Raw genomic sequence first — 19,547 nt, forward strand, 5'->3', positions numbered from 1 at the left:
TTTATTTACCGTTAACGAGGTCTTGTAATGCACTATGAATATGGCCGTTGGTAGCCAGCAGTTCCTTCTGATAAGGAGAATACCGGTTTCCGGAGAAGTCGGTCACTTTGCCCCCGGCTTCTTCTACGATCAGGAAGCCGGCTGCGGAATCCCATGCCTGCAGGTGATGCTCATAAAACCCGTCGAACCGTCCGCAGGCTACCCAGCAAAGGTCTATGGCTGCAGAGCCGAGGCGGCGTACGGGGATGCCTTGTTTAATGAGATGTTCAAGCACCTGTAACGGGTTGTTGGGCATGTCCTGCCATTTATAGGCAAATCCGGTTACCAGGAAGGAGGTGCCTACATCGGTTTTTTGGGAAACGTGGATAGGTACGCCGTTCAGGGTGGCGCCTTTACCTTTTTCGGCAACAAACAGCTCGTTCATAAACGGGTTGTATACGGCGCCCAGTACTATTTCTCCATCTTGTTCCACACCTATGGATACACAACAAATGGGAATCCCGTTGGCGTAGTTGACAGTGCCGTCAATAGGATCGATGATCCATTTTATGGCGGAGCCGGTCTTCATCTCACCAACTTCTTCACTCAGGATAAAGTGATCTGGATAAGTTTCCCTGATAATGTTGATGATGGCTGTTTCTGATCGCTTATCCACTTCCGTTACCAGGTCGTTAACAGAACTTTTACTGCTCACCTCGAAAGGACCATTGAAATATTGTTGCAGTATTTTTCCGCTGGCTTCAGTAGCTTTGAGTAAAGTTGTTTTTAACATGCCGCAAAGGTAATTACGAATTGCGAATTATGAATTGCGAATTATAGCCTACATCTTTGGATATTTTGTATGTATAGAGGACTTGTTGATAACTCATAACCTGTAATTCAGAATTATCTGTCATCTTATATTCAATATTCCACTTATTTTTGTACTTCAATTAAAGAGAGGGAAAGTTAATGGCCATTATAGGTAATCTTATTTCCAGGTCACTACGCATCAGGAAGAAGTTCACGTTTAAGTTAGGAACACCTCGCCAATACCAGCTGCAGGTGCTGCATCGGTTGCTGGAGAAGGCCAAGGAGACAGAGTTTGGTCGCCACTACCAATTCCAGGACGTGCTGGATAGCCCCAATTTCATCGGACAATACCGTGAAAAAGTACCCGTGCATAACTACACCAAAATGCACAACGAGTGGTGGTATCGTTGCCTTGAGGGCGAGGCTAACGTGAGCTGGCCCGAGAAAATCAAATATTTTGCATTGAGTTCAGGTACTTCGGAGTCTGCCAGCAAGCACATTCCCGTTACCAAAGCGATGCTGAAAACGGTGAAGAAAGTAGGTGTAAAGCAGCTGTATTCTATGGCTAACTTTAACATACCCCCCCGCTCCTTTGAAAAAGGGATCCTGATGTTGGGTGGTACTACTTCATTATACGAGAAGGGCGATTATTACGAGGGAGATATGAGCGGCATTCAGGCCAAAAATATTCCAAAGTGGTTTCGCCGTTTCTACAAGCCGGGAGGCAAAATATCCCGTAAACCCAACTGGGAGCAGCGTATTAAGCTGATTGTGCGGAAGGCCCGCGAATGGGACGTAGGCACCGTGTGTGGCGTACCTGCCTGGGTACAGATTGTACTGGAAGAAATCATCAAGTATCACGGAGTTAAGAATATCCATGAAATATGGCCCAACCTGGCCGTTTATATTCACGGAGGGGTATCCTTTGAGCCGTACCGCGACAGCTTCCAGAAACTGCTGGGTAAGCCTATTGCGTTTATTGAAACATATATGGCTTCCGAAGGATCTTTCGGATTCCAGGCCCGTCCCGGTACCAGGGGTATTAAGCTGGTGCTGAATGCGGGTATCTTTTATGAGTTTATTCCTTTCAACGAGGAAAACTTTGATGCAGAAGGAGAGGTGAAGCCTAATCCTAAATCTTACATGATCAACGAGGTGGTGGAAGACGTGGAATATGCCGTGATGTTGTCTACCTGCGCCGGTGCATGGCGCTATCTGATTGGTGATGTGGTGAAGTTCACTTCTGTAAAAGAACATGAAATTGTGATTGTTGGCCGTACCAAACAGTTCCTTAGTCTTTGCGGGGAACACATGAGTATCGACAACATGAACAAAGCCATTGATAACGTACAAAAGAAGCTGGGTATTACAGTAAGGGAATTTACCGTAGCCGGTTTCCCTTATCAGAACCTGTTTGCACACCGCTGGTATGTGGGCACGGATACACCCGGTGTAAATGCAGAACAAGTGCGTGAAATCATTGATCAAACGCTCAGCGAGGTAAATGATGATTATGCCGTAGAACGCTCTGCAGCACTGAAGGAAGTATTTGTGGAAATATTACCCAACGACGTGTTTATTGATTACCTCCGTTGCAAAGGCAAGGAAGGCGCCATGAACAAGTTTCCACGTGTAATGAAAGGTGAGAAACTAAAAGACTGGGAAAAGTTCCTGGTTGGAAGAACCGTTAAGAATTAAGTAGCACCTGTGACACGGAAATTATAAGCATGATAGCATCAATTGTAGCGGGACTGGGGCTGGGATTATTTCTTTCTTTATCGGTGGGCCCGGTAATATTCGCGATCATAAAATACAGTATTAATAATGGCTTTAAGGCAGGGATCAGTTTCGCACTGGGCGTGTCTTTCAGCGATATTATGTTTGTGTTGACAGGTAACCTGGCCACTTCTTTTATCAGCGACCTGGAAGAATACAAACGTTCCATTGGTGTGGGCGGCGGAATTTTACTGATAGCCATGGGGATTTATGGTCTCTTGTTCAAAAAGGTGAAGATCAGTACTGGTGATGAAAAGCCGGAGATGTTCCGCACGCACGACTATCTTAAAATATGGCTGGCCGGGTTTTTAATGAACACGCTCAACCCGGGTGTCATTATTTTCTGGTTGGGCGTTTGCGTAGCTAACAGTGCTACACCTGCTTCCCACAGGTTTATTATGTATACGGTTTGTTTGGGCCTCGTATTATCGGCAGATATCCTGAAGGTATTTGTGTCTGATAAGATCCGTCATAAGCTTACGCTGACTAACGTAGAGTGGCTCAATCGTATTGCCGGCGTGAGTATGATCATTTTTGGGGTGGTGCTATTGTATAAAGTGCTGTTCGAAGTGGGTGGATTAGGACACTAGTAGAGCATAAAGCCGAAAGGATAAAGCAAAAAGCTATCAAAACGAATGACCAGAGTAGATGGATTAATATCCGCTCTGGTCATTCGTTTTAATAGCTTTTTGCTTTATCCTTTCGGCTTTATGCTATCGTCCAGGTTTCGTTACCAGCCAGCAACTTGTCCAGGTCGCCGGAGCCTTTTTTCTCCAGGGCGTCTGTTAACTGGAACTGCATGATATCCTCGTAAGTAGGGCGGTTAGCCTGATAAAACACGCCAAAAGGACGCGGTAAATGACCTTCAATGCGCACGTCATCAAACATACGGGTCAGCAGCTGAGCCTTATAGAAATCATTTTCATCATGGATCCAGAGGTCGCTTTCAGAGAAATCACCACCCAGTTCTACCGCTACCGGCCTTAAGCCATCCAAACGGATACCTTTGTTTTTCTGGGCGCCAAACACCAACGGCTTGCCTTGTTCAACAAAAATGGTTTCATCCGCTTTACTGCTTTTTTCAGTAAAGGCTTCAAATGCACCATCATTGAAGATGTTACAGTTCTGGTATATTTCCAGGAAAGAAGCGCCTTTGTGTGCGTGGCTGCGTTTCAGCATTTCCTGCAGGTGTTTCGGATCACGGTCCATACTGCGGGCAATAAAAGTAGCGTCTGCACCCAGGGCCAGGGCCATCGGGTTAAACGGATGATCAATACTACCCATAGGAGTAGACTTGGTCACTTTATTTTCTTCTGAAGTAGGAGAGTATTGTCCTTTTGTTAAGCCATAGATCTGGTTGTTAAACAACATGATGTTCACATCAAAATTACGGCGCAGTAAGTGGATGGTATGGTTACCACCAATAGAAAGGCCATCACCGTCGCCGGTAACGATCCAAACACTCAGCTCCGGACGGGTCGCTTTCAGTCCGGATGCAATAGCAGTAGCACGACCGTGGATCGAGTGCATACCATAGGTATTCATATAGTATGGAAAACGCGAAGAACAACCGATGCCGGAAACAATTACAATATTTTCGCGGGGAATCCCCAGGCCAGGCATAATTGTTTGTACCTGCTTAAGTATAGAGTAGTCGCCGCAGCCAGGGCACCAGCGTACTTCCTGGTCCGTTGCAAAGTCTTTTGCCGTTAGGGCTGCCTGCGGAGCTATAGTTGCTGTTGACATTAGTATGAATTAAATATAAACTATGATAGAGTCTGTAAAGTTACGATAGATACCTGTAAATATCAGTTCACTGCGCCTGTAATTCTTCCCAATATTCTGCCGCCCTGCGGGTGTGAGGAATTACAATTGTTCCACCCACGATATTGGCCACTGCAAAGATTTCATACATCTCATCGGTGGTAACACCCTGCTCAAACGCTTTCCCGAGGTGATATTTGATGCAGTCATCACAACGCAATACCATAGAAGCCACCAGGCCCAGCATTTCCTTGGTTTTGGTGCTCAATGCTCCCTCGGCATAAGTGTTGGTATCCAGGTTAAAAAGACGATTGATCACTTTATTCTGTTTGCCCAGTATTACCTCGTTCATCTTAGCCCGATAGTCGTTGAACTCCTGAATCGTATTATTAGCCATATAACTGCTGTTTATGATATTAGTTTGATCGTTTCACATATAAAGCTATGAAAGGATTTACAAATATAGATTAATCTACTGGCTAAGTAGACTATTTGGCCTATAACCTGTATTTATGGATCATAACCAAAAGTTATTGAGAGAGGTTTTTCATGGAAAATAGTCTATTGATATTATAGACTATTTGTATATTGTACAGATAAACCCATTTTAACAACAAGATCTGCATCATTTATGAGTACAACCAACTTTGCCCGTTTGCTGGCGCTCCTGTTATGCGCCGGCGCCACCACCCGGGCGCAGGATAAAAAACTGACCGGATACACAGATGCTGCCGCCACCACCCAACTGCAACTGGAAAGCCAATTCGACAAACAACTGAGTAGTAATCATATAGGGGAAACTATCCGCTCCTTGTCGTCCCATCCGCATCATATTGGCTCAGCCAGAGGTAAAGCTGTGGCAGAAGACATTCTCCAACGTTTCAAAAGTTATGGCTGGGATGCAGAAATAGTCACCTACCAGGTATTATTCCCCACACCCAAGGAAAGGATAGTGGAGCTAACAGGACCGGCTACGTACAAAGCCCTGCTTCAAGAGCCTGCCCTGAAAGAAGATGCTACCTCCGGTCAGGAAGGACAGCTGCCTACCTACAACGCCTGGAGCGCCGATGGCGATGTGGAAGGATCATTGGTATATGTTAATTATGGTCTTCCGGAAGATTATGAATACCTGGAACGTGCCGGCATCAACGTTAAAGGCAAAATAGTGATTGCCAAATACGGCCGCTCCTGGCGGGGAAGCAAGCCCAAAGTAGCCCAGGAACACGGCGCCGCCGGCTGTATTATTTATTCAGATCCCAAAGATGATGGATACTATAACGGTGACGTATATCCGAAAGGCGCTTTCAAAAATGAATATGGTGTGCAACGCGGTTCCGTTATGGACATCGTTATTTATCCGGGTGATCCGCTCACCCCAAACATCGGCGCCACCGCTAATGCGCAGCGGCTCGATCGTTTACAGGCGCCTAACCTGCTGAAAATACCGGTGTTGCCCATCAGCTACCACGATGCCACGCCCTTGCTGGAAGCCCTGGATGGTCCCGTAGCGCCGGAAGAATGGCGCGGTGCGCTGCCTTTTACCTATCATATCGGTGATGGGAAAGCCAAAGTACATCTTAAGCTCTCCTTCGATTGGCAGATACGCCCCTGCTATAACGTGGTTGCGAAAATAAAAGGCAGCGAACAGCCCGACCAATGGGTTATTCGTGGTAATCACCACGATGCCTGGGTAAATGGCGCCGCCGATCCGATCAGCGGTCTGGCCGCCCTCCTGGAAGAAGCCAAAGCCATCGGGGAACTGCATAAACAAGGCTATCGCCCGCGTCGCACCCTGGTGTATTGCGCCTGGGACGGCGAAGAACCCGGATTACTGGGCTCTACCGAATGGGTGGAAGATCACGCCGCAGAACTGCAACAGAAGGCCGTGGTATATATTAACTCAGATAACAACGGCCGCGGTTTCTTCAATGCCAGTGGCTCCCATGCATTGGAAACACTGGTTAATGAAGTAGCCCGCGATATCACCGATCCGCAAACATCTGTCAGCATCCTCGCACGTAAACAGGCTTCGGAAGTACTGAAAGCAGCCACGCCTAAATTGAGGAAAGAGAAGCTCGCCAAACAAGGCATTGCCATCGGTGCCATGGGATCGGGCTCAGACTACTCCTCCTTCTTGCAACACCTGGGCGTGCCCTCCCTGGATCTCGGTTTCGGGGGAGAAGATGCCGGCGGAGAATACCATTCCATTTACGACTCTTACGACGACTACCGGCGTTTTAAAGATCCCGGATTCGACTACGGCGTAACACTGTCAAAAGCCGCAGGCCATACGGCATTGCGTGTAGCCGATGCCGTTAACCTGCCATTTGATTTCCGTAAACTATACGAAACCGTAAACGGCTATGTAAACGAACTCACAGAACTAACCAACAACATGCGTGAAGCCACGGCTATCGACAATCAACTGATCCGCGACCGTAAATACCAGCTCACCACTGATACTGCTAAACACCTGTTGCCGCCCACACCAAAGCCGGAAGTGCCTTACCTGGATTTTTCACCACTTCAAAATGCGCTGACAGGTCTGGATACGGTTACACTGGCCCTGTCTGCCAAAAAAAATCTTTCAGGCGCCGCATTCAACAAGGCCCTGTACCAGGCAGAGCAGCAGCTGTTGAACGAAAAGGGACTACCCGCCCGCTCATGGTATAAGCACACCTTGTATGCCCCCGGATTTTATACCGGCTATGGTGTGAAAACAATCCCTGGTGTAAGGGAGGCCATAGAACAGCGCAGGTGGATGGAAGCGCAGGAGCAGATTGCTGTTGCGGCGGAAGCGATCAAAAGGTTGTCGGGGTATTTGGTTACAGCGGTTAGCCTTTAGCTGTTAGCTTTTAGCAAAAATGCAGCGAATTTTATCTTGCCCAGGATTAGCCTGATTTTGAGGATTTTCAGGATTTTTTCCTTTATGATTTTAAAAAGATTAGCGAAGATAGAAGCGGTAGTTATTTTTTTGATTTTACAAGATTAGCGAAGACAAAAGCAAGTAATATCATCCGCTTCCATCTTCGCTAATCTTTTTAAAATCATAAAGGAAAAAATCCTGAAAATCCTCAAAATCAGGCTAATCCTGGGCAAGATATAAATCCGTACTACCGGCCGGCTGCGGCGGTTGTCAGGTAATCCTTCACACCTTCCACGATCTTTTCGGCAACCTCCTGCTGAAAAGCTGGTTGCAGGATTTTTTCTTCGTCGCCGGGATTACTGAGAAACAAGGTTTCTATCAGGGCATCCGGAAATTCGGTGGGGTTATTCAGGATAAAATTAAAGCCGTCGTTATTCCCGAAGTCATGGAGACCAGTCTCCAGCAAACGTTCATGGATGGCGGCGTTGAGCGGCTCACAGAAGGGATGTTTATAATAGGTGGCGGTGCCATATACATCTACCGGATTTACCGAAGAGTTGAAGTGGATATTGAGCAACAGATCGGGATTGGCTCTGCGGAAGAAGGAGAGCCGGTCTTCGTTGGCTACAAATTTTTCTGTATAGCGCGACATGATCACAGTGCCGCCTTCTTTTTCCAGTAGTGCTTTCACGAGCATGGAGAGCTGCAGGGTCATTTGTTTTTCCACGATGCCGGTAAGACCGGTAGCGCCCGGGTTGCTGCCGCCATGACCGGGGTCGATGCCTATCACCATGTTTTTCAGTGAGGGGTTGCGCGGTACACGTTTAACCTTTACCGTTATACGGTTATTGTCATAGTATATTTGGTAACCCCAGGGGGCATGTTGCAGGGAAATGACCATGCGGCAAACATCCGGTGATGGCTGGCCCCAGGCGATGGATGTAATTTCTTTGGTGTTTTGCAGCAGGGTATTGAGTCCTTTTTCTGCGTAGGCGCCATGTATATCTACAATAATTTTTTTGGAAGAAACCAGTTCGGTAGAGGTGTAAGGGAGTTTATCAGACAGGGCTACGGAAACATAATCGTACTTGTCGTCTCCCCATATTTTTGCGTCGTCGGCAATGCTGATGGGGAGCTGCTCCTGCGGGATTTCTGTATCTACCAATGGTTCCGGTATAAAGGCGGTTGTTTTGGAAGATAGTTTCACTTTGTAGTAGTCTCCCTGCCGGCCTACAATATGCAGTAATACATCTTTATCGAGATAGCCGATCTTATCGGGCCCCAGGCGGTCGCCATGCGGGCTGGCGGTGAGATAGGTCATGTTGTCGATGGTGCGGCCGGTGAATGGTATTTCATTGCGCATAACGCTGTAGCGATACGGGCTGCCGAGGATGGCGGTTTCCCCGTTGCGTTTACGCAGGCGTACCATTATTTTGCCATTCAAGAGGGAGTCGCCGGGTTGTATGATGTAACTGCCGCTGTAGTAGCCGGGCACGCCGCCTGTTTGGGAGGTGGGCATTTCGCGGAGCGGAGCGTTATTAAACCAGCTGGCTTCCTCACCAGGATAGCCTTTCATTTTTATACGCAACGTGTCGCCTTCCATAAGCTGAACATTGCCGGCAGGCGATATCTCTATAAAATCTATTCGGAAAGCAGTGGTGGCGGTAGCTGCCGGGGGGGTATTGTAATAAAATGTGACGTTTTTCGTGTATGTTTCCCCGTCAGGAGCTTCCGTTGTAATGGCGAAATTGCTTCTGCCGATGGGCAATTCATATTTTGCTGCAAAGGTCCCGGTGGAGTATACATGTACAGTATCATTATTAATTTTTACCCGGCAGCCAATACAGGTGCGGCCTGCAATAAATTGTTTTGAAGTGCTTACATTACTTTGATCCCGCGAGGGCTGGCTAAGACGCAGCGACACCTGGCCACTGGCTAAAAAGGGGATACAAAGTACAACAACAATCTGCGCAAAAAACTTCACTGATAGCATAATAACCTGTCATCAATATCTTGAAAGGGTACAAAGATAAGCAGGGGGAGGGGAAATGAAATGAAATAGCTGTTAGCTATTGGCTGTTAGCTTTTAGTAGATGCAGCGAATCAGCTGTTAGCCATTAGCTTTTAGCTATTAGTAAATGCAGTGGAGATAATGTTATATTAATCTTCGCTGCATTTACTAACAGCTAAAAGCTAATGCCTAACAGCTTAAAAGCTGTACTTGTTATTTTCGATTAATTTGTCCGCTATTCTTCTGCGGGCATCTTTTGCATTGAAGGAATCTGCTTTGGTAAAGCGTTTGAGGCCTAACAGCATCATGCGTTGTTCGTCGCCTTCTGCAAATGCATTGATGGCATCTTTACCGGATTTATTGATGCGGTCTGCGGTATCATAAATAAAGGTGCGTACAATATCGGCCTGCAATGCGGCAGCGCTTTCGCCCTTGCTATTGGTCAGTTTAATTAAACGTAACAGGGCGCTTTCAGCCACAAATGTTTCAATCGCCATATCGGCAATATCCATGAGGATTTCCTGTTCGTTTTCCAGTTTTACCATCAGCTTTTGTGCGGCAGCACCGGCGGCCATGAGGATCGCTTTTTTGAAGTTGGCGATCATTTTCTTTTCCTTGCTGAAAGCAGTTTCATCGTCGCTGCCAAAATCCGGAATGCTCATCAGTTCCTTCATCACATTCATGGCTGGTGTCATCAGATCCAGCTTGCCTTTGAGGGCGCGTTTCAGCGTCATATCAATGGTCAGTAGCCGGTTGATTTCGTTGGTACCTTCAAAGATGCGGTTGATGCGGGAATCACGGTAAGCTTTTGAGATAATGTATTCATCGCTGAAGCCGTTACCACCATGAATTTGTACGCCTTCATCCACCACATAATCCAGTACTTCCGAACCATTTACTTTCAGGATGGCGCATTCTACAGCATATTCTTCTGCTGCGCCCAGTAACGCTTCGTTGAAGGGTTTGCCGGCAGCAAGCAGTTCTCTTTCTTTATCATCAATCAGTTGTGCGGTGCGGAACAGCGCTGATTCGGATGTCCAGGTGCGGATAGCCATTTCCGCCAGTTTATGTTTGATGGCGCCGAAATTGGCGATCGGTTGTTTAAACTGTGTACGGGTATTGGCGTATTGTACGGAGGTGTTGATACATTTTTTGGAGGCGCCCAGTGCAGCAGCGCATAATTTCAGACGGCCAATGTTCAGGATATTAAACGCAATCAGGTGGCCTTTGCCAATAACACCCAGCACATTTTCTGCGGGTATTTTTGCATCCTGGAAATAGATCTGGCGGGTGGAAGAACCTTTGATCCCCATTTTATGCTCTTCTGCGCCAAGGGTAAATCCGGGTGTGCCTTTCTCTACGATAAATGCGGTGAATTTGTCGCCGTCAATTTTTGCAAACACCGTAAATACATCGGCAAAACCAGAGTTGGTGATCCAGCTTTTCTGGCCGTTTAAAACATAGAATTTGCCGTCTTCCGTTAGCTTCGCGGTGGTTTTGGCGCCGAGTGCATCGGAGCCGGAATCAGGTTCTGTAAGGGCATAAGCGCCTTTCATTTCTCCTGAAGCCAGTTTGGGAATGTATTTTTGTTTTTGTTCTTCAGTACCAAAATACAGGATCGGTAAGGAACCAATACCCGTATGGGCGGCCATGGCCACAGAGAAAGAGTGACCCGCTCCCAGTCCTTCGTTGATGATGGTGGCCGTCACAAAATCTTTTCCTAACCCGCCATATTCTTCGGGGAAGGAGGCGCCCAACAACCCTTGTTCTCCCGCTTTCTCCAAAAGCGATTGCATCAAACCTTCTTCCTGCTTGTCTATACGCTCTACAATCGGGGTAACCTCTTTACTGATGAACTGGTCTGCCATGTCTTTGATCATCAGCTGCTCTTCCGAAAAGTCTTCGGGAGTAAACACTTCCTCAGGAGCACTCTCCTTTACCAGGAATTCTGCGCCCTTGAGCGCAGTCTTATTTTCAACTGTTGCGTCCATGTTACTGAATTTTTGGTAGTTCTGTAATTTAATGAAAAAAAGGACTGTGATGAAGATGATTATTGTGATTATTCTGATTTGCGGAGATTGTATTTGAAATTTAACATTTTATGATTTTCAAGGGTATTTGGTTGGCCGGATCTGCGCTAAAATCCGCTGAAATATCCGCTGAAATATCGCTGGGATCTCCACTCATCAGGATAATCACAATAATCATATTAATCACAGTTTCGGTTTTATTTGCTATCATTGTCGCCCTTTTATGCCTGATTTTTATCTGTCATATTTGAAAAGCCGGTTTCACGGCACCTGCGAGGGTGCAGGCGGAAAGCTATTGATTTGCCTGCATGGCTTTGGTGAAAGCGCGGCCCATTTTCACCCGCTTACTGCCAGCCTGGGCGATATTTTTACTATCGTGGCACTGGACATGCCGCTGCATGGCAGCACCCAATGGGAGGAAGACCGGGTTTTTGAAAAAGAAGACCTGGCAGCATTGATACAACTGGTTTTACAACAACAGGGAAAAGAACGCTTTTCGTTAATGGGTTACAGCATGGGCGGCCGATTGTCGCTGTGCCTTGTGGAAACAATGGCCAACCGTATCGACCACCTTTTCCTGGCTGCGGCCGACGGGTTAAGAAATAACCCATGGCATATGTTTGTAACACAAACCACAATTGGTAATAAGCTCTTTAAATACAATACTTATCATCCGCAACTTTTTTTCACCCTGCTGCATACCTGGCGCAGACTAGGACTGCTTAATCAGAGTATCTATAAATTTGCCCTGCACCGGATGGATGAAACGGAAAAGCGGGAACTGGTATATAATGTGTGGACCAACCTGCGGCATATGATGCCGGATAAAAAACGTTGTAAACAATTATTATCCCGGTATAACGTTTTAACGCTTCTGATATTCGGGAAATATGATCGCGTAATTCCACCTGTACTGGGTACCCGCTTCGCGGATAAATCTTTTCCCGTCAAAATACTGGTAGTAGAAAAAGGGCATCAGCTGATATCCGCACAGCTGGGGCTCATCATCAAAACAAATCTTTGACCCGGATGTATTTTTTTGTAATCATATTAATTGGATTGGCTTTGGGTTATGGTGTGCTGATGCTTTGGTATACCCTGGGCTGGAAGCGGCTCCGGAAATTTTCTCCGGCTGCCCAGCAAACAGGCCATACCAAAGTAACCGTGATCATTCCGGCCAGGAATGAAGCCGCTAACCTGCCTTCCCTGCTGGAGGCGCTCCATCGCCAAACATATAACCCTTCCTTGCTGGAGGTAATTATCATTAATGATTTTTCTACAGATAATACCGCCGCAGTGATCCGCAATTTCCCGGCAAATAATATCCATTTACTGGAACTAAGTGAATACCTCGACGCGGAACAACGACTTAATTCATTCAAGAAAAAAGCGATTGAAATAGCGATCTCAAAAGCCAGTGGGGACCTGATCGTTACCACAGACGCCGATTGTGTGATGGGACCGCGCTGGATCGAAACCATGGTACAGTACTACGAGCTGCATCAGCCTAAATTTATAGCCGCGCCGGTCAGCTTTTACAAAGAGCATAATTTCTTCAAAAGATTGCAGTCGCTCGATTTCATGACCATGCAGGGCATCACCGGAGCCGCTGCAGAACTGGCCTCCGGTACCATGTGCAACGGAGCCAACCTGGCCTACCAGAAACAGGCCTTTCATGAAGTAGGCGGATTTAGCGGTATCGATAACATTGCTTCCGGCGATGATATGCTGCTGATGTATAAAATATACAGCGCATATCCGGAAGGAGTAAGATACCTGAAATGCGAAGATGCTATTGTGCGCACGCTCGCAGTGGATACTTTCAGAGATTTTATGAACCAGCGCATCCGATGGTCGTCTAAAGCAGATAAATATGAAGATAAAAGGCTCACCTGGGTGCTGTTGCTGGTATACCTGTTTAATGCAGGGATGCTGGCTATGGCAGTAATGGCGCTGTTTATACCCGTATGGTGGCCCTGGTTCCTGATCATATTACTTTTCAAGATTACGCTGGAACTCTATTTCCTGCTGCCGGTAGCCCGGTTCTTTAATAAAACAGAACTCCTGCTCTGGTTTATACCCGGACAGATATTTCATATTCCTTATATTGTAGTGGCAGGCTGGCTGGGGAAGTTTGGTAGTTATCAGTGGAAGGGCCGCCAGGTAAACTAAATACGCTTCCTTTGTCAAATATGCAATCTTCCTGGAAACGATTACGCCGTAATAAAGGTGCGGTGGCCGGTTTGCTGGTCATTACCCTGGCGGTGTTTATGGGTTTGTCCGCCTATCTCATAGCGCCGGATCATACACCCGATGCCAACAGGATGGTGCTGGAAATAGAAGGGCAACATCCCGGGTTCCGGTCTGCTATACTGGCGGTGCGTAAGGAGCAACAGGAAAAGCGCGTTTCATTTTTTCATCGCCTGATATCCGGGCAACCTTCTCCCGACAGCTGGATTCCGATGCGATCCTGGCAATTCAGAGACAGCGTGCTGGTGATACAACGCTATGTAGACGAGTCTACCAGCAGAGAGGAAGTTTACCCGCTCACCGAAATATGGTATGGTGATATGCCGCCGGTTTCCCGGCTATCGGACCGGGAGTTGCAGGAGCAGATTGTAAAAAAAAGTATTTTTTTCCGTACCTACTGGTTAGGCACCGATAAGTTTGGCCGTGATATTTTAAGTCGCCTGATTGTGGGCACCCGCGTGAGCCTGGGTGTAGGCTGTATTGCTGTAGTGATTTCCTTGAGCATTGGGGTTTTGCTGGGGGCGGTGGCCGGCTATTTTAAAGGCCGTACAGATGATGTGGTAATGTGGTTGGTAAATGTGGTGTGGTCCATGCCCACGTTGCTGCTGGTATTTGCCCTGACACTGGCGCTGGGTAAGGGTTTCTGGCAGGTGTTTATAGCCGTGGGATTAACGATGTGGGTAGGAGTAGCGCGTATCATCCGCGGGCAGGTGCTGGCTATCAGGGAGCTGGAGTTTGTGGAAGCCGCCAGGGCATTGGGTTACGGGCATATACGGATTATTTCAAAGCATATTTTGCCCAACATCCTGGGGCCGGTAATGGTGGTAGCAGCCGGTAATTTTGCCACCGCCATTGTGATAGAAGCAGGACTTAGCTTCCTGGGAGTGGGGGTGCAGCCGCCGCAGCCTTCCTGGGGATTGATGATCAAGGAAAATTATAACTTCATTATAACGCATAATCCTTTGCTGGCACTGGCCCCGGGTATCGCTATCATGCTGTTGGTGCTGGCGTTCAACTTATTAGGCAATGGCCTGCGGGATGCCCTGGATGTGCGAAGTAAAATTTGATTTGCATATAAAAAAAAGCTAATTTCATACTCCCATATACTTGAAATTATGTTATTGAAGACCTGTTTCCCTGCATTTTTAGCTGTTGTATTGCTTACTTTTTCCTCCTGTAAGAAAAAGAAAGGGAACGATCCTGCGCCCAATGTGCAGGAGGAAACGCTGGCATTTGAACTCCCGGACGTACAGGTAGGGAAGTACAATATTGCACAGGACAGCACGTACGGGCTAAAGGTGACTATCACTTCCAAAATACCGGAGAAGGGGGTAAAGGTAACGCTGAATGTGGCTACAGAAACGGGTAATATCCCGTTGGGCCAGGATGCGGTACCCGACGTAACCACTACGCCGTTTACGATTACGCTGCGTCATCTGAAGCCCTTGAAAACCTATGCCGTTACTGTTACGCTGGCCTCCCTGGGCAATACGGCCAACAGCGCCGCCCCCAAAGTATTTTACCTGACCAACAAATCCGCTGAATAAAGAGCAATCTCAAAATCCGTTTCTCCCGAATCTAAAATTGTGTAGGTTTGCAAGCTCGCAGACAAAGGAATCGTTTATGCAAATTGCTGTTAATGCCGCTTGTTTACGACAGGACATGCCTGCCGATACCGGGAGAGTGGCCACTGAAATGATACTGGCGATGTGCCGGCAGCAGCCGGGGCATCAGTTTACTTTATTTTTTGATGGGGAGATACCGGCCGGTCTCAGTTTTCCGGCTAATGTGACCAAAGTGGTGTTGCCGCTGAAAGGCAATAAGGCCTGGCATCGGTACTGGTGGCTGGAATGGCAGCTGGTGGGGGCTATGAAGCCTTTCCGCCCGGATATGTTCCTTGGGTTGGATGGGGCTTTACCTTTGCGCAGTAAGATACCTGCCGGTTTGCTGATAAGGGATCTTTCGTTTTTGAGGGATGCCGGTTTGCAATCATGGGTACAGCAACGGGCGCTTAAAAAGAATATGGCAAAATACCTGGAACGTGCCAGGAAGGTGGCAGTGCTGTCGGATACCGGTAAAGATGAAGTGTTGCGATATGCACCGGCGGTGAAAGATAAGCTTGTCCGGTTGGATACCGGTTTAAGTGCGCTTTATAAACCACTGGAGTGGGAACAGCGGGAGGCGGTGAAAAAAGCGTTTACCGGTGGGGCAGAGTATTTCCTGGTCACGGGAAGCATGCATCCCAGGAATAATATAATCCCCGTGCTGAAAGCCTTTTCAGCATTGAAGAAACGGCAGCGGAGTAATATCCGGCTGGTGCTGGCGGGAAGCGTAACGCCGGCGGGTGCAGATATTATTACCGCACTGCAAAGCTATAAGTTCCGCCAGGATGTGGTGAATGTGGAAAACGCAGATGAAGATACCCTGGCCCGGTTAACAGGGGGCGCTTATGCCCTCGTATATCCGTCGAGGTTTGAAGGGCTGGCGTTACCGGTTTACGCCGCACAGCGCTGCGAGGTACCGGTGATAGCGCTCGATAATGCAGCGGCGAGGGAAGCAGGCGGCGACACCGTATTGTATGCTGATCCTGCCAGTTTGGACGACTTATCAGAAAAAATGAGCCTTTTATATAAAGATGAACAACTGAGGGGAAGACTGCTGGCCAAAGAATCGCCTATCAGGCCATTCAGCAGCTGGGAACACGCAGCAGCGCAGTTATGGGCGCATTTAACCGCTTAAGAAAACCGGCCCTGTTTGATGTTTGTAGCATAGGCGGCTACCGCCCAAATTTTCATCTCCGGAAAACCAGCTTCCGAAAATCAGCAAATGATGGCTATTTTTGCGCTTTAATTGATAATCATGAGTACGATATCTACCATAAAGATCCAGGTTGGACTGGACGACCAGAAGGTGCCCGAGTCAATAGCGTGGAGCGCTACAGATAATAAAGACGAAAAGATGATCAAAGCCAAAGGCATGATCGTATCTTTCTGGGATCCGGCCGAAAAGGCTGCCCTCCGCATTGACCTGTGGACAAAAGATATGATGGTGGATGAAATGGCGGATTTCTTTTTTCAGACAATGATGACCATGGCCGATACTTATGGAAGGGCTACTCCTTATAAAGACCAGGCCGACGAACTGCGTGCTTTTGCGAAAGACTTCTTCAAGAAGTTCCAGGACAAACAGGCCGCAGAAGGACAATAATCCATTAAACCTTACCATATGTCGTTAGAATTAAATATCAACGCAGAAATTAAAACTGCGATGCTGGGTAAAAAGGAAGCCGACCTGCGTGCACTGCGTGCAATCAAGGCGGCTATACTCGTTGCTAAAACAGCAGAAGGAGCCAGTGGAGACCTCACCGAAGCGGATGAATCAAAGATCCTGCAGAAACTTGCGAAGCAAAGAAAGGATTCCCTGGAAATTTTCCGTGCGCAGAACCGTGAAGACCTGGCCGTAAAAGAAGAAGAAGAGCTGGTAGTTATTGAACGTTTCCTGCCCAAACAAATGAGTGAAGCAGAATTACGTACAGCCATTACTGATATTATTACCTCCACCGGCGCCAGTTCACCCGCAGATATGGGTAAAGTAATGGGCGTTGCCACCAAACAGCTGGCGGGTAAAGCCGATGGAAAGGCTATTTCCGCACTGGTAAAGGAACTGCTTAGTAAGTAATTTTGAAGGAGATGTGATTTTTTGATACTGCCCGGGTTAACCGGCCGGTATCAAAAACGTCCATCCCTATAGCCTCTATCATGCCTATAGACATTATTTTTGCTATTATCATGGTGTTTGCGATCTACAGGGGCTATACCCGTGGACTGATAGTAGCGTTGTTTTCGCTGGTAGCAGCCGTACTGGGATTGGCGGCGGCGCTGAAGTTATCGGCGGTAACCGCCCTGTATGTGCAGCAACATTGGGATATGCATTCCCGTTGGGTTCCCGTGCTTTGCTTTATCTGTTTGTTCCTGGGCGTGATCATAGCCGTGCGGCTGGGCGCAGGAATGCTGCAGAAGCTGGTAGAAGCTGTTATGCTGGGCTGGTTGAATAAACTGGGGGGAATACTGTTGTATAGCGTTATATTTATAATAATTTACAGTGTAATGCTGTGGATGGCGAACCAGGTATACTGGTTAAGCCCCGAAACAAAGCTGCAATCAGCCGTATATCCCTACATTGAGAATATTGGCCCGTGGGTGTTGGATCATATAGGAAGTGTGATCCCGGTTTTTAAGAATATGTTTGCTGAATTACAGTCATTTTTTGAGAAGGCAGCCCAGCATATTCAACCTGGATAACTCGTTCCAAAGATTATTTAGATTAATAAAAAGAATTATTTTAGCGTAAAATTGACTTTCAAGATTTGGCAATGGATTACGAAATCAAAACACAGGGTAAGTTTAATTTTATAGAAGAAGGAGAAGGAGAACCACTGGTATTATTGCATGGACTTTTTGGTGCTTTGAGCAATTTCTCGCACATGATCGAATATTTCAGGCAATATAACAAGGTGGTGATCCCGATGTTACCCCTGTACGATTTAAACATCCTGGAAACATCGGTAGGGGGATTAGCCAAATATGTGCATAAGTTTATTGAAGCCAGGGGATACAAAAATGTACACCTGCTGGGCAATTCACTGGGAGGTCATGTGGCATTGGTATACCTGCTGAAACACCCTGAAGCATCCGTGAAATCACTCATCCTGACCGGCAGCTCCGGCTTGTTCGAGAATGGAATGGGTGAAACCTATCCTAAACGCGGAGACTATGAATACATCCGCAAAAAAGCAGAACTCACTTTTTATGATCCGAAAATTGCTACCAAAGAACTGGTAGATGAAATGTTCGAGATCGTAAATAACCGCCTGAAGGTGATTAAAATTATTACCCTGGCGAAATCGGCCATCCGCCACAACCTGGGCGATGAGCTGAAAGACATTAAACAACCAACTTTACTGATCTGGGGAATGAACGATACCGTAACACCTCCAATGGTCGGCGAAGAATTTCAAAAGCTTATACCTAATTCTGAACTGCAGTTTATTGATAAATGCGGACATGCTCCCATGATGGAGGTACCCGACGAATTCAACAAGATCCTGCACGCTTTCCTGGAGAAACTGAAGCACCATCCTGTCAGTTAAACCGGCGTTTTCCCGGTTGCTTTGTAACTGTACCAAAAGGTGCAGTGACTTCGCGTACATGTAATTTCTTTTTCTGTTGGCATATTCTTTACTATTATTGTATCAGAATACGCTGCACATGATTGCCAGAGAACTCATATCTTCAGTACCTGTTCTGCATCCCTCGGATACAGGATCAAAGGCGCTGCGTTTGATGAACGAATATCATCTGACGCAACTACCAATGGTAGTGGATAGCAAATACCTGGCCCTGGTGGAGGAAGACGAGATCATGGATCTCGAAGACCCTGACGTACCCCTGGAATCCACAGAGTACGGCAATACCCGCCCGGCTGTCATGGAATACGCTCATCTTTTCGAAGCGCTTAAACTTTTTTACGATTTTAAATTGTCTGCCCTCCCGGTTGTAACCAAAGAAAATGAATACCTCGGTATCATTACTAAAGACAACCTGCTGGCAGCTTTAGCAAAATATAACGGCGTGAAGGAACCCGGCGGTATCATTGCCTTTGAAGTGGATCCGCGCGACTACGCACTCAGTGAAATCGCCCGCATCGCCGAATCCAATGATGTAACACTGCTGAGCGTAAATACCATCACCAACCCCGTTACCGGGAAACTGGAAGTGGTGCTGAAAACAAACCGGCAGGAACTACAGGGATTACTGGCTACTTTCGAACGGTTTAATTACCTGATCAAATATGTTTTCGCGGAAGAACCTGAAGAAGAAGCGCTCAAAAAGAACTACGATCTCCTGATGAATTATATCAGCATGTAGTTTTTGGTGCAACCCGGATTCAACTGATGAGTTGATTACAGGATTTTATTTTGTTAGCTTTATAATGATTAGCGAAGATAAATATGGTTTTATCCATATCTGTCTTCGCTAATCTTTTTATTTTTTACATA

At 47.0% G+C, this 19,547-nt stretch carries 18 protein-coding genes; 13 read left to right on the plus strand and 5 right to left on the minus strand.

Annotation, left to right across the window (positions count from 1 at the left end; genetic code table 11):
* Position 1: 1 nt before the first annotated feature.
* On the minus strand, positions 2-772 hold the full coding sequence (locus KE626_RS14290; RefSeq protein ID WP_211973594.1) for an inositol monophosphatase family protein: 771 nt from the start codon (positions 770-772) through the stop codon (positions 2-4).
* 179 nt (positions 773-951) lie between these two features.
* Here KE626_RS14290 and KE626_RS14295 point away from each other — a divergent pair, with 179 nt between their 5' ends.
* Together KE626_RS14295 and KE626_RS14300 are read left to right on the plus strand one after the other, a co-directional pair.
* The gene (locus KE626_RS14295) at positions 952-2,490 is read left to right on the plus strand and encodes a GH3 family acyl-acid amido synthetase (RefSeq protein ID WP_211973595.1); all 1,539 of its coding nucleotides are present in this window, start codon (positions 952-954) and stop codon (positions 2,488-2,490) included.
* 29 nt (positions 2,491-2,519) lie between these two features.
* A complete protein-coding gene (locus tag KE626_RS14300) occupies positions 2,520-3,158 on the plus strand; it encodes a LysE family translocator (RefSeq protein ID WP_211973596.1) in 639 nt (212 codons plus the stop codon).
* 118 nt (positions 3,159-3,276) lie between these two features.
* On the opposite strand, the gene KE626_RS14305 is transcribed toward KE626_RS14300, so the two are convergent.
* Positions 3,277-4,314, minus strand: a complete 1,038-nt coding sequence (locus KE626_RS14305) for a 2-oxoacid:ferredoxin oxidoreductase subunit beta (RefSeq protein ID WP_211973597.1) — start codon at positions 4,312-4,314, stop codon at positions 3,277-3,279.
* 67 nt (positions 4,315-4,381) lie between these two features.
* The gene (locus tag KE626_RS14310) at positions 4,382-4,729 is read right to left on the minus strand and encodes a carboxymuconolactone decarboxylase family protein (protein WP_211973598.1); all 348 of its coding nucleotides are present in this window, start codon (positions 4,727-4,729) and stop codon (positions 4,382-4,384) included.
* Between the two features lie 234 nt (positions 4,730-4,963).
* Here KE626_RS14310 and KE626_RS14315 point away from each other — a divergent pair, with 234 nt between their 5' ends.
* Positions 4,964-7,177 carry a transferrin receptor-like dimerization domain-containing protein gene (locus tag KE626_RS14315; RefSeq protein WP_211973599.1) on the plus strand — a complete coding sequence of 738 codons (2,214 nt, stop codon included), beginning with the start codon at positions 4,964-4,966 and terminating at the stop codon, positions 7,175-7,177.
* A 268-nt stretch (positions 7,178-7,445) separates the two neighbouring features.
* Here KE626_RS14315 and KE626_RS35055 read toward each other — a convergent pair whose 3' ends face one another.
* Positions 7,446-9,182, minus strand: a complete 1,737-nt coding sequence (locus tag KE626_RS35055; RefSeq protein ID WP_211973600.1) for an N-acetylmuramoyl-L-alanine amidase — start codon at positions 9,180-9,182, stop codon at positions 7,446-7,448.
* Between the two features lie 224 nt (positions 9,183-9,406).
* Positions 9,407-11,200 carry an acyl-CoA dehydrogenase family protein gene (locus KE626_RS14325; RefSeq protein WP_211973601.1) on the minus strand — a complete coding sequence of 598 codons (1,794 nt, stop codon included), beginning with the start codon at positions 11,198-11,200 and terminating at the stop codon, positions 9,407-9,409.
* Between the two features lie 286 nt (positions 11,201-11,486).
* Between KE626_RS14325 and KE626_RS14330 the strand changes: the two genes are divergently transcribed.
* The 10 genes from KE626_RS14330 to KE626_RS14375 all read left to right on the plus strand — a co-directional run bounded on the left by KE626_RS14330 (position 11,487) and on the right by KE626_RS14375 (position 19,416).
* Positions 11,487-12,263: an alpha/beta fold hydrolase gene (locus tag KE626_RS14330; protein WP_211973602.1), complete on the plus strand. Its 777-nt coding sequence runs from the start codon at positions 11,487-11,489 to the stop codon at positions 12,261-12,263.
* Positions 12,264-12,268: 5 nt separating this feature from the next.
* On the plus strand, positions 12,269-13,411 hold the full coding sequence (locus KE626_RS14335; protein ID WP_211973603.1) for a glycosyltransferase: 1,143 nt from the start codon (positions 12,269-12,271) through the stop codon (positions 13,409-13,411).
* 20 nt (positions 13,412-13,431) lie between these two features.
* Complete coding sequence (locus KE626_RS14340; protein WP_211973876.1) at positions 13,432-14,556, plus strand: ABC transporter permease; 1,125 nt, start codon at positions 13,432-13,434, stop codon at positions 14,554-14,556.
* A gap of 48 nt (positions 14,557-14,604) precedes the next feature.
* Complete coding sequence (locus KE626_RS14345; protein WP_211973604.1) at positions 14,605-15,036, plus strand: hypothetical protein; 432 nt, start codon at positions 14,605-14,607, stop codon at positions 15,034-15,036.
* A gap of 76 nt (positions 15,037-15,112) precedes the next feature.
* Positions 15,113-16,228, plus strand: coding sequence for a glycosyltransferase (locus tag KE626_RS14350; RefSeq protein WP_211973605.1), 1,116 nt, complete (start codon positions 15,113-15,115; stop codon positions 16,226-16,228).
* A 120-nt stretch (positions 16,229-16,348) separates the two neighbouring features.
* Positions 16,349-16,696 carry a gliding motility protein GldC gene (gene gldC, locus KE626_RS14355; RefSeq protein WP_211973606.1) on the plus strand — a complete coding sequence of 116 codons (348 nt, stop codon included), beginning with the start codon at positions 16,349-16,351 and terminating at the stop codon, positions 16,694-16,696.
* 18 nt (positions 16,697-16,714) lie between these two features.
* Positions 16,715-17,167 (plus strand): GatB/YqeY domain-containing protein, encoded by a 453-nt coding sequence (locus KE626_RS14360; RefSeq protein ID WP_211973607.1) that lies wholly within the window; start codon positions 16,715-16,717, stop codon positions 17,165-17,167.
* An 80-nt stretch (positions 17,168-17,247) separates the two neighbouring features.
* Positions 17,248-17,790 (plus strand): CvpA family protein, encoded by a 543-nt coding sequence (locus KE626_RS14365; protein ID WP_211973608.1) that lies wholly within the window; start codon positions 17,248-17,250, stop codon positions 17,788-17,790.
* Between the two features lie 71 nt (positions 17,791-17,861).
* Positions 17,862-18,638 (plus strand): alpha/beta fold hydrolase, encoded by a 777-nt coding sequence (locus KE626_RS14370; protein WP_211973609.1) that lies wholly within the window; start codon positions 17,862-17,864, stop codon positions 18,636-18,638.
* A gap of 118 nt (positions 18,639-18,756) precedes the next feature.
* Positions 18,757-19,416, plus strand: coding sequence for a CBS domain-containing protein (locus tag KE626_RS14375; RefSeq protein ID WP_211973610.1), 660 nt, complete (start codon positions 18,757-18,759; stop codon positions 19,414-19,416).
* Positions 19,417-19,547 lie beyond the last annotated feature (131 nt).

This window comes from Chitinophaga hostae, assembly GCF_018224885.1.
Lineage (GTDB): Bacteria > Bacteroidota > Bacteroidia > Chitinophagales > Chitinophagaceae > Chitinophaga > Chitinophaga hostae.

Bases quoted from the DNA above. Each gene is read 5' to 3' on its own strand.
- KE626_RS14300 (WP_211973596.1), top strand. From the start codon at position 2,520: ATGATAGCATCAATTGTAGCGGGACTGGGGCTGGGATTATTTCTTTCT.
- KE626_RS14325 (WP_211973601.1), bottom strand. From the start codon at position 11,200: ATGGACGCAACAGTTGAAAATAAGACTGCGCTCAAGGGCGCAGAATTC.
- KE626_RS14340 (WP_211973876.1), top strand. From the start codon at position 13,432: ATGCAATCTTCCTGGAAACGATTACGCCGTAATAAAGGTGCGGTGGCC.
- KE626_RS14370 (WP_211973609.1), top strand. From the start codon at position 17,862: ATGGATTACGAAATCAAAACACAGGGTAAGTTTAATTTTATAGAAGAA.
- KE626_RS14315 (WP_211973599.1), top strand. From the start codon at position 4,964: ATGAGTACAACCAACTTTGCCCGTTTGCTGGCGCTCCTGTTATGCGCC.
- KE626_RS14360 (WP_211973607.1), top strand. From the start codon at position 16,715: ATGTCGTTAGAATTAAATATCAACGCAGAAATTAAAACTGCGATGCTG.
- KE626_RS14345 (WP_211973604.1), top strand. From the start codon at position 14,605: ATGTTATTGAAGACCTGTTTCCCTGCATTTTTAGCTGTTGTATTGCTT.
- KE626_RS14295 (WP_211973595.1), top strand. From the start codon at position 952: ATGGCCATTATAGGTAATCTTATTTCCAGGTCACTACGCATCAGGAAG.
- KE626_RS14305 (WP_211973597.1), bottom strand. From the start codon at position 4,314: ATGTCAACAGCAACTATAGCTCCGCAGGCAGCCCTAACGGCAAAAGAC.
- KE626_RS14290 (WP_211973594.1), bottom strand. From the start codon at position 772: ATGTTAAAAACAACTTTACTCAAAGCTACTGAAGCCAGCGGAAAAATA.
- KE626_RS14310 (WP_211973598.1), bottom strand. From the start codon at position 4,729: ATGGCTAATAATACGATTCAGGAGTTCAACGACTATCGGGCTAAGATG.
- KE626_RS14335 (WP_211973603.1), top strand. From the start codon at position 12,269: ATGTATTTTTTTGTAATCATATTAATTGGATTGGCTTTGGGTTATGGT.
- KE626_RS14350 (WP_211973605.1), top strand. From the start codon at position 15,113: ATGCAAATTGCTGTTAATGCCGCTTGTTTACGACAGGACATGCCTGCC.
- KE626_RS14375 (WP_211973610.1), top strand. From the start codon at position 18,757: ATGATTGCCAGAGAACTCATATCTTCAGTACCTGTTCTGCATCCCTCG.
- gldC (WP_211973606.1), top strand. From the start codon at position 16,349: ATGAGTACGATATCTACCATAAAGATCCAGGTTGGACTGGACGACCAG.
- KE626_RS14365 (WP_211973608.1), top strand. From the start codon at position 17,248: ATGCCTATAGACATTATTTTTGCTATTATCATGGTGTTTGCGATCTAC.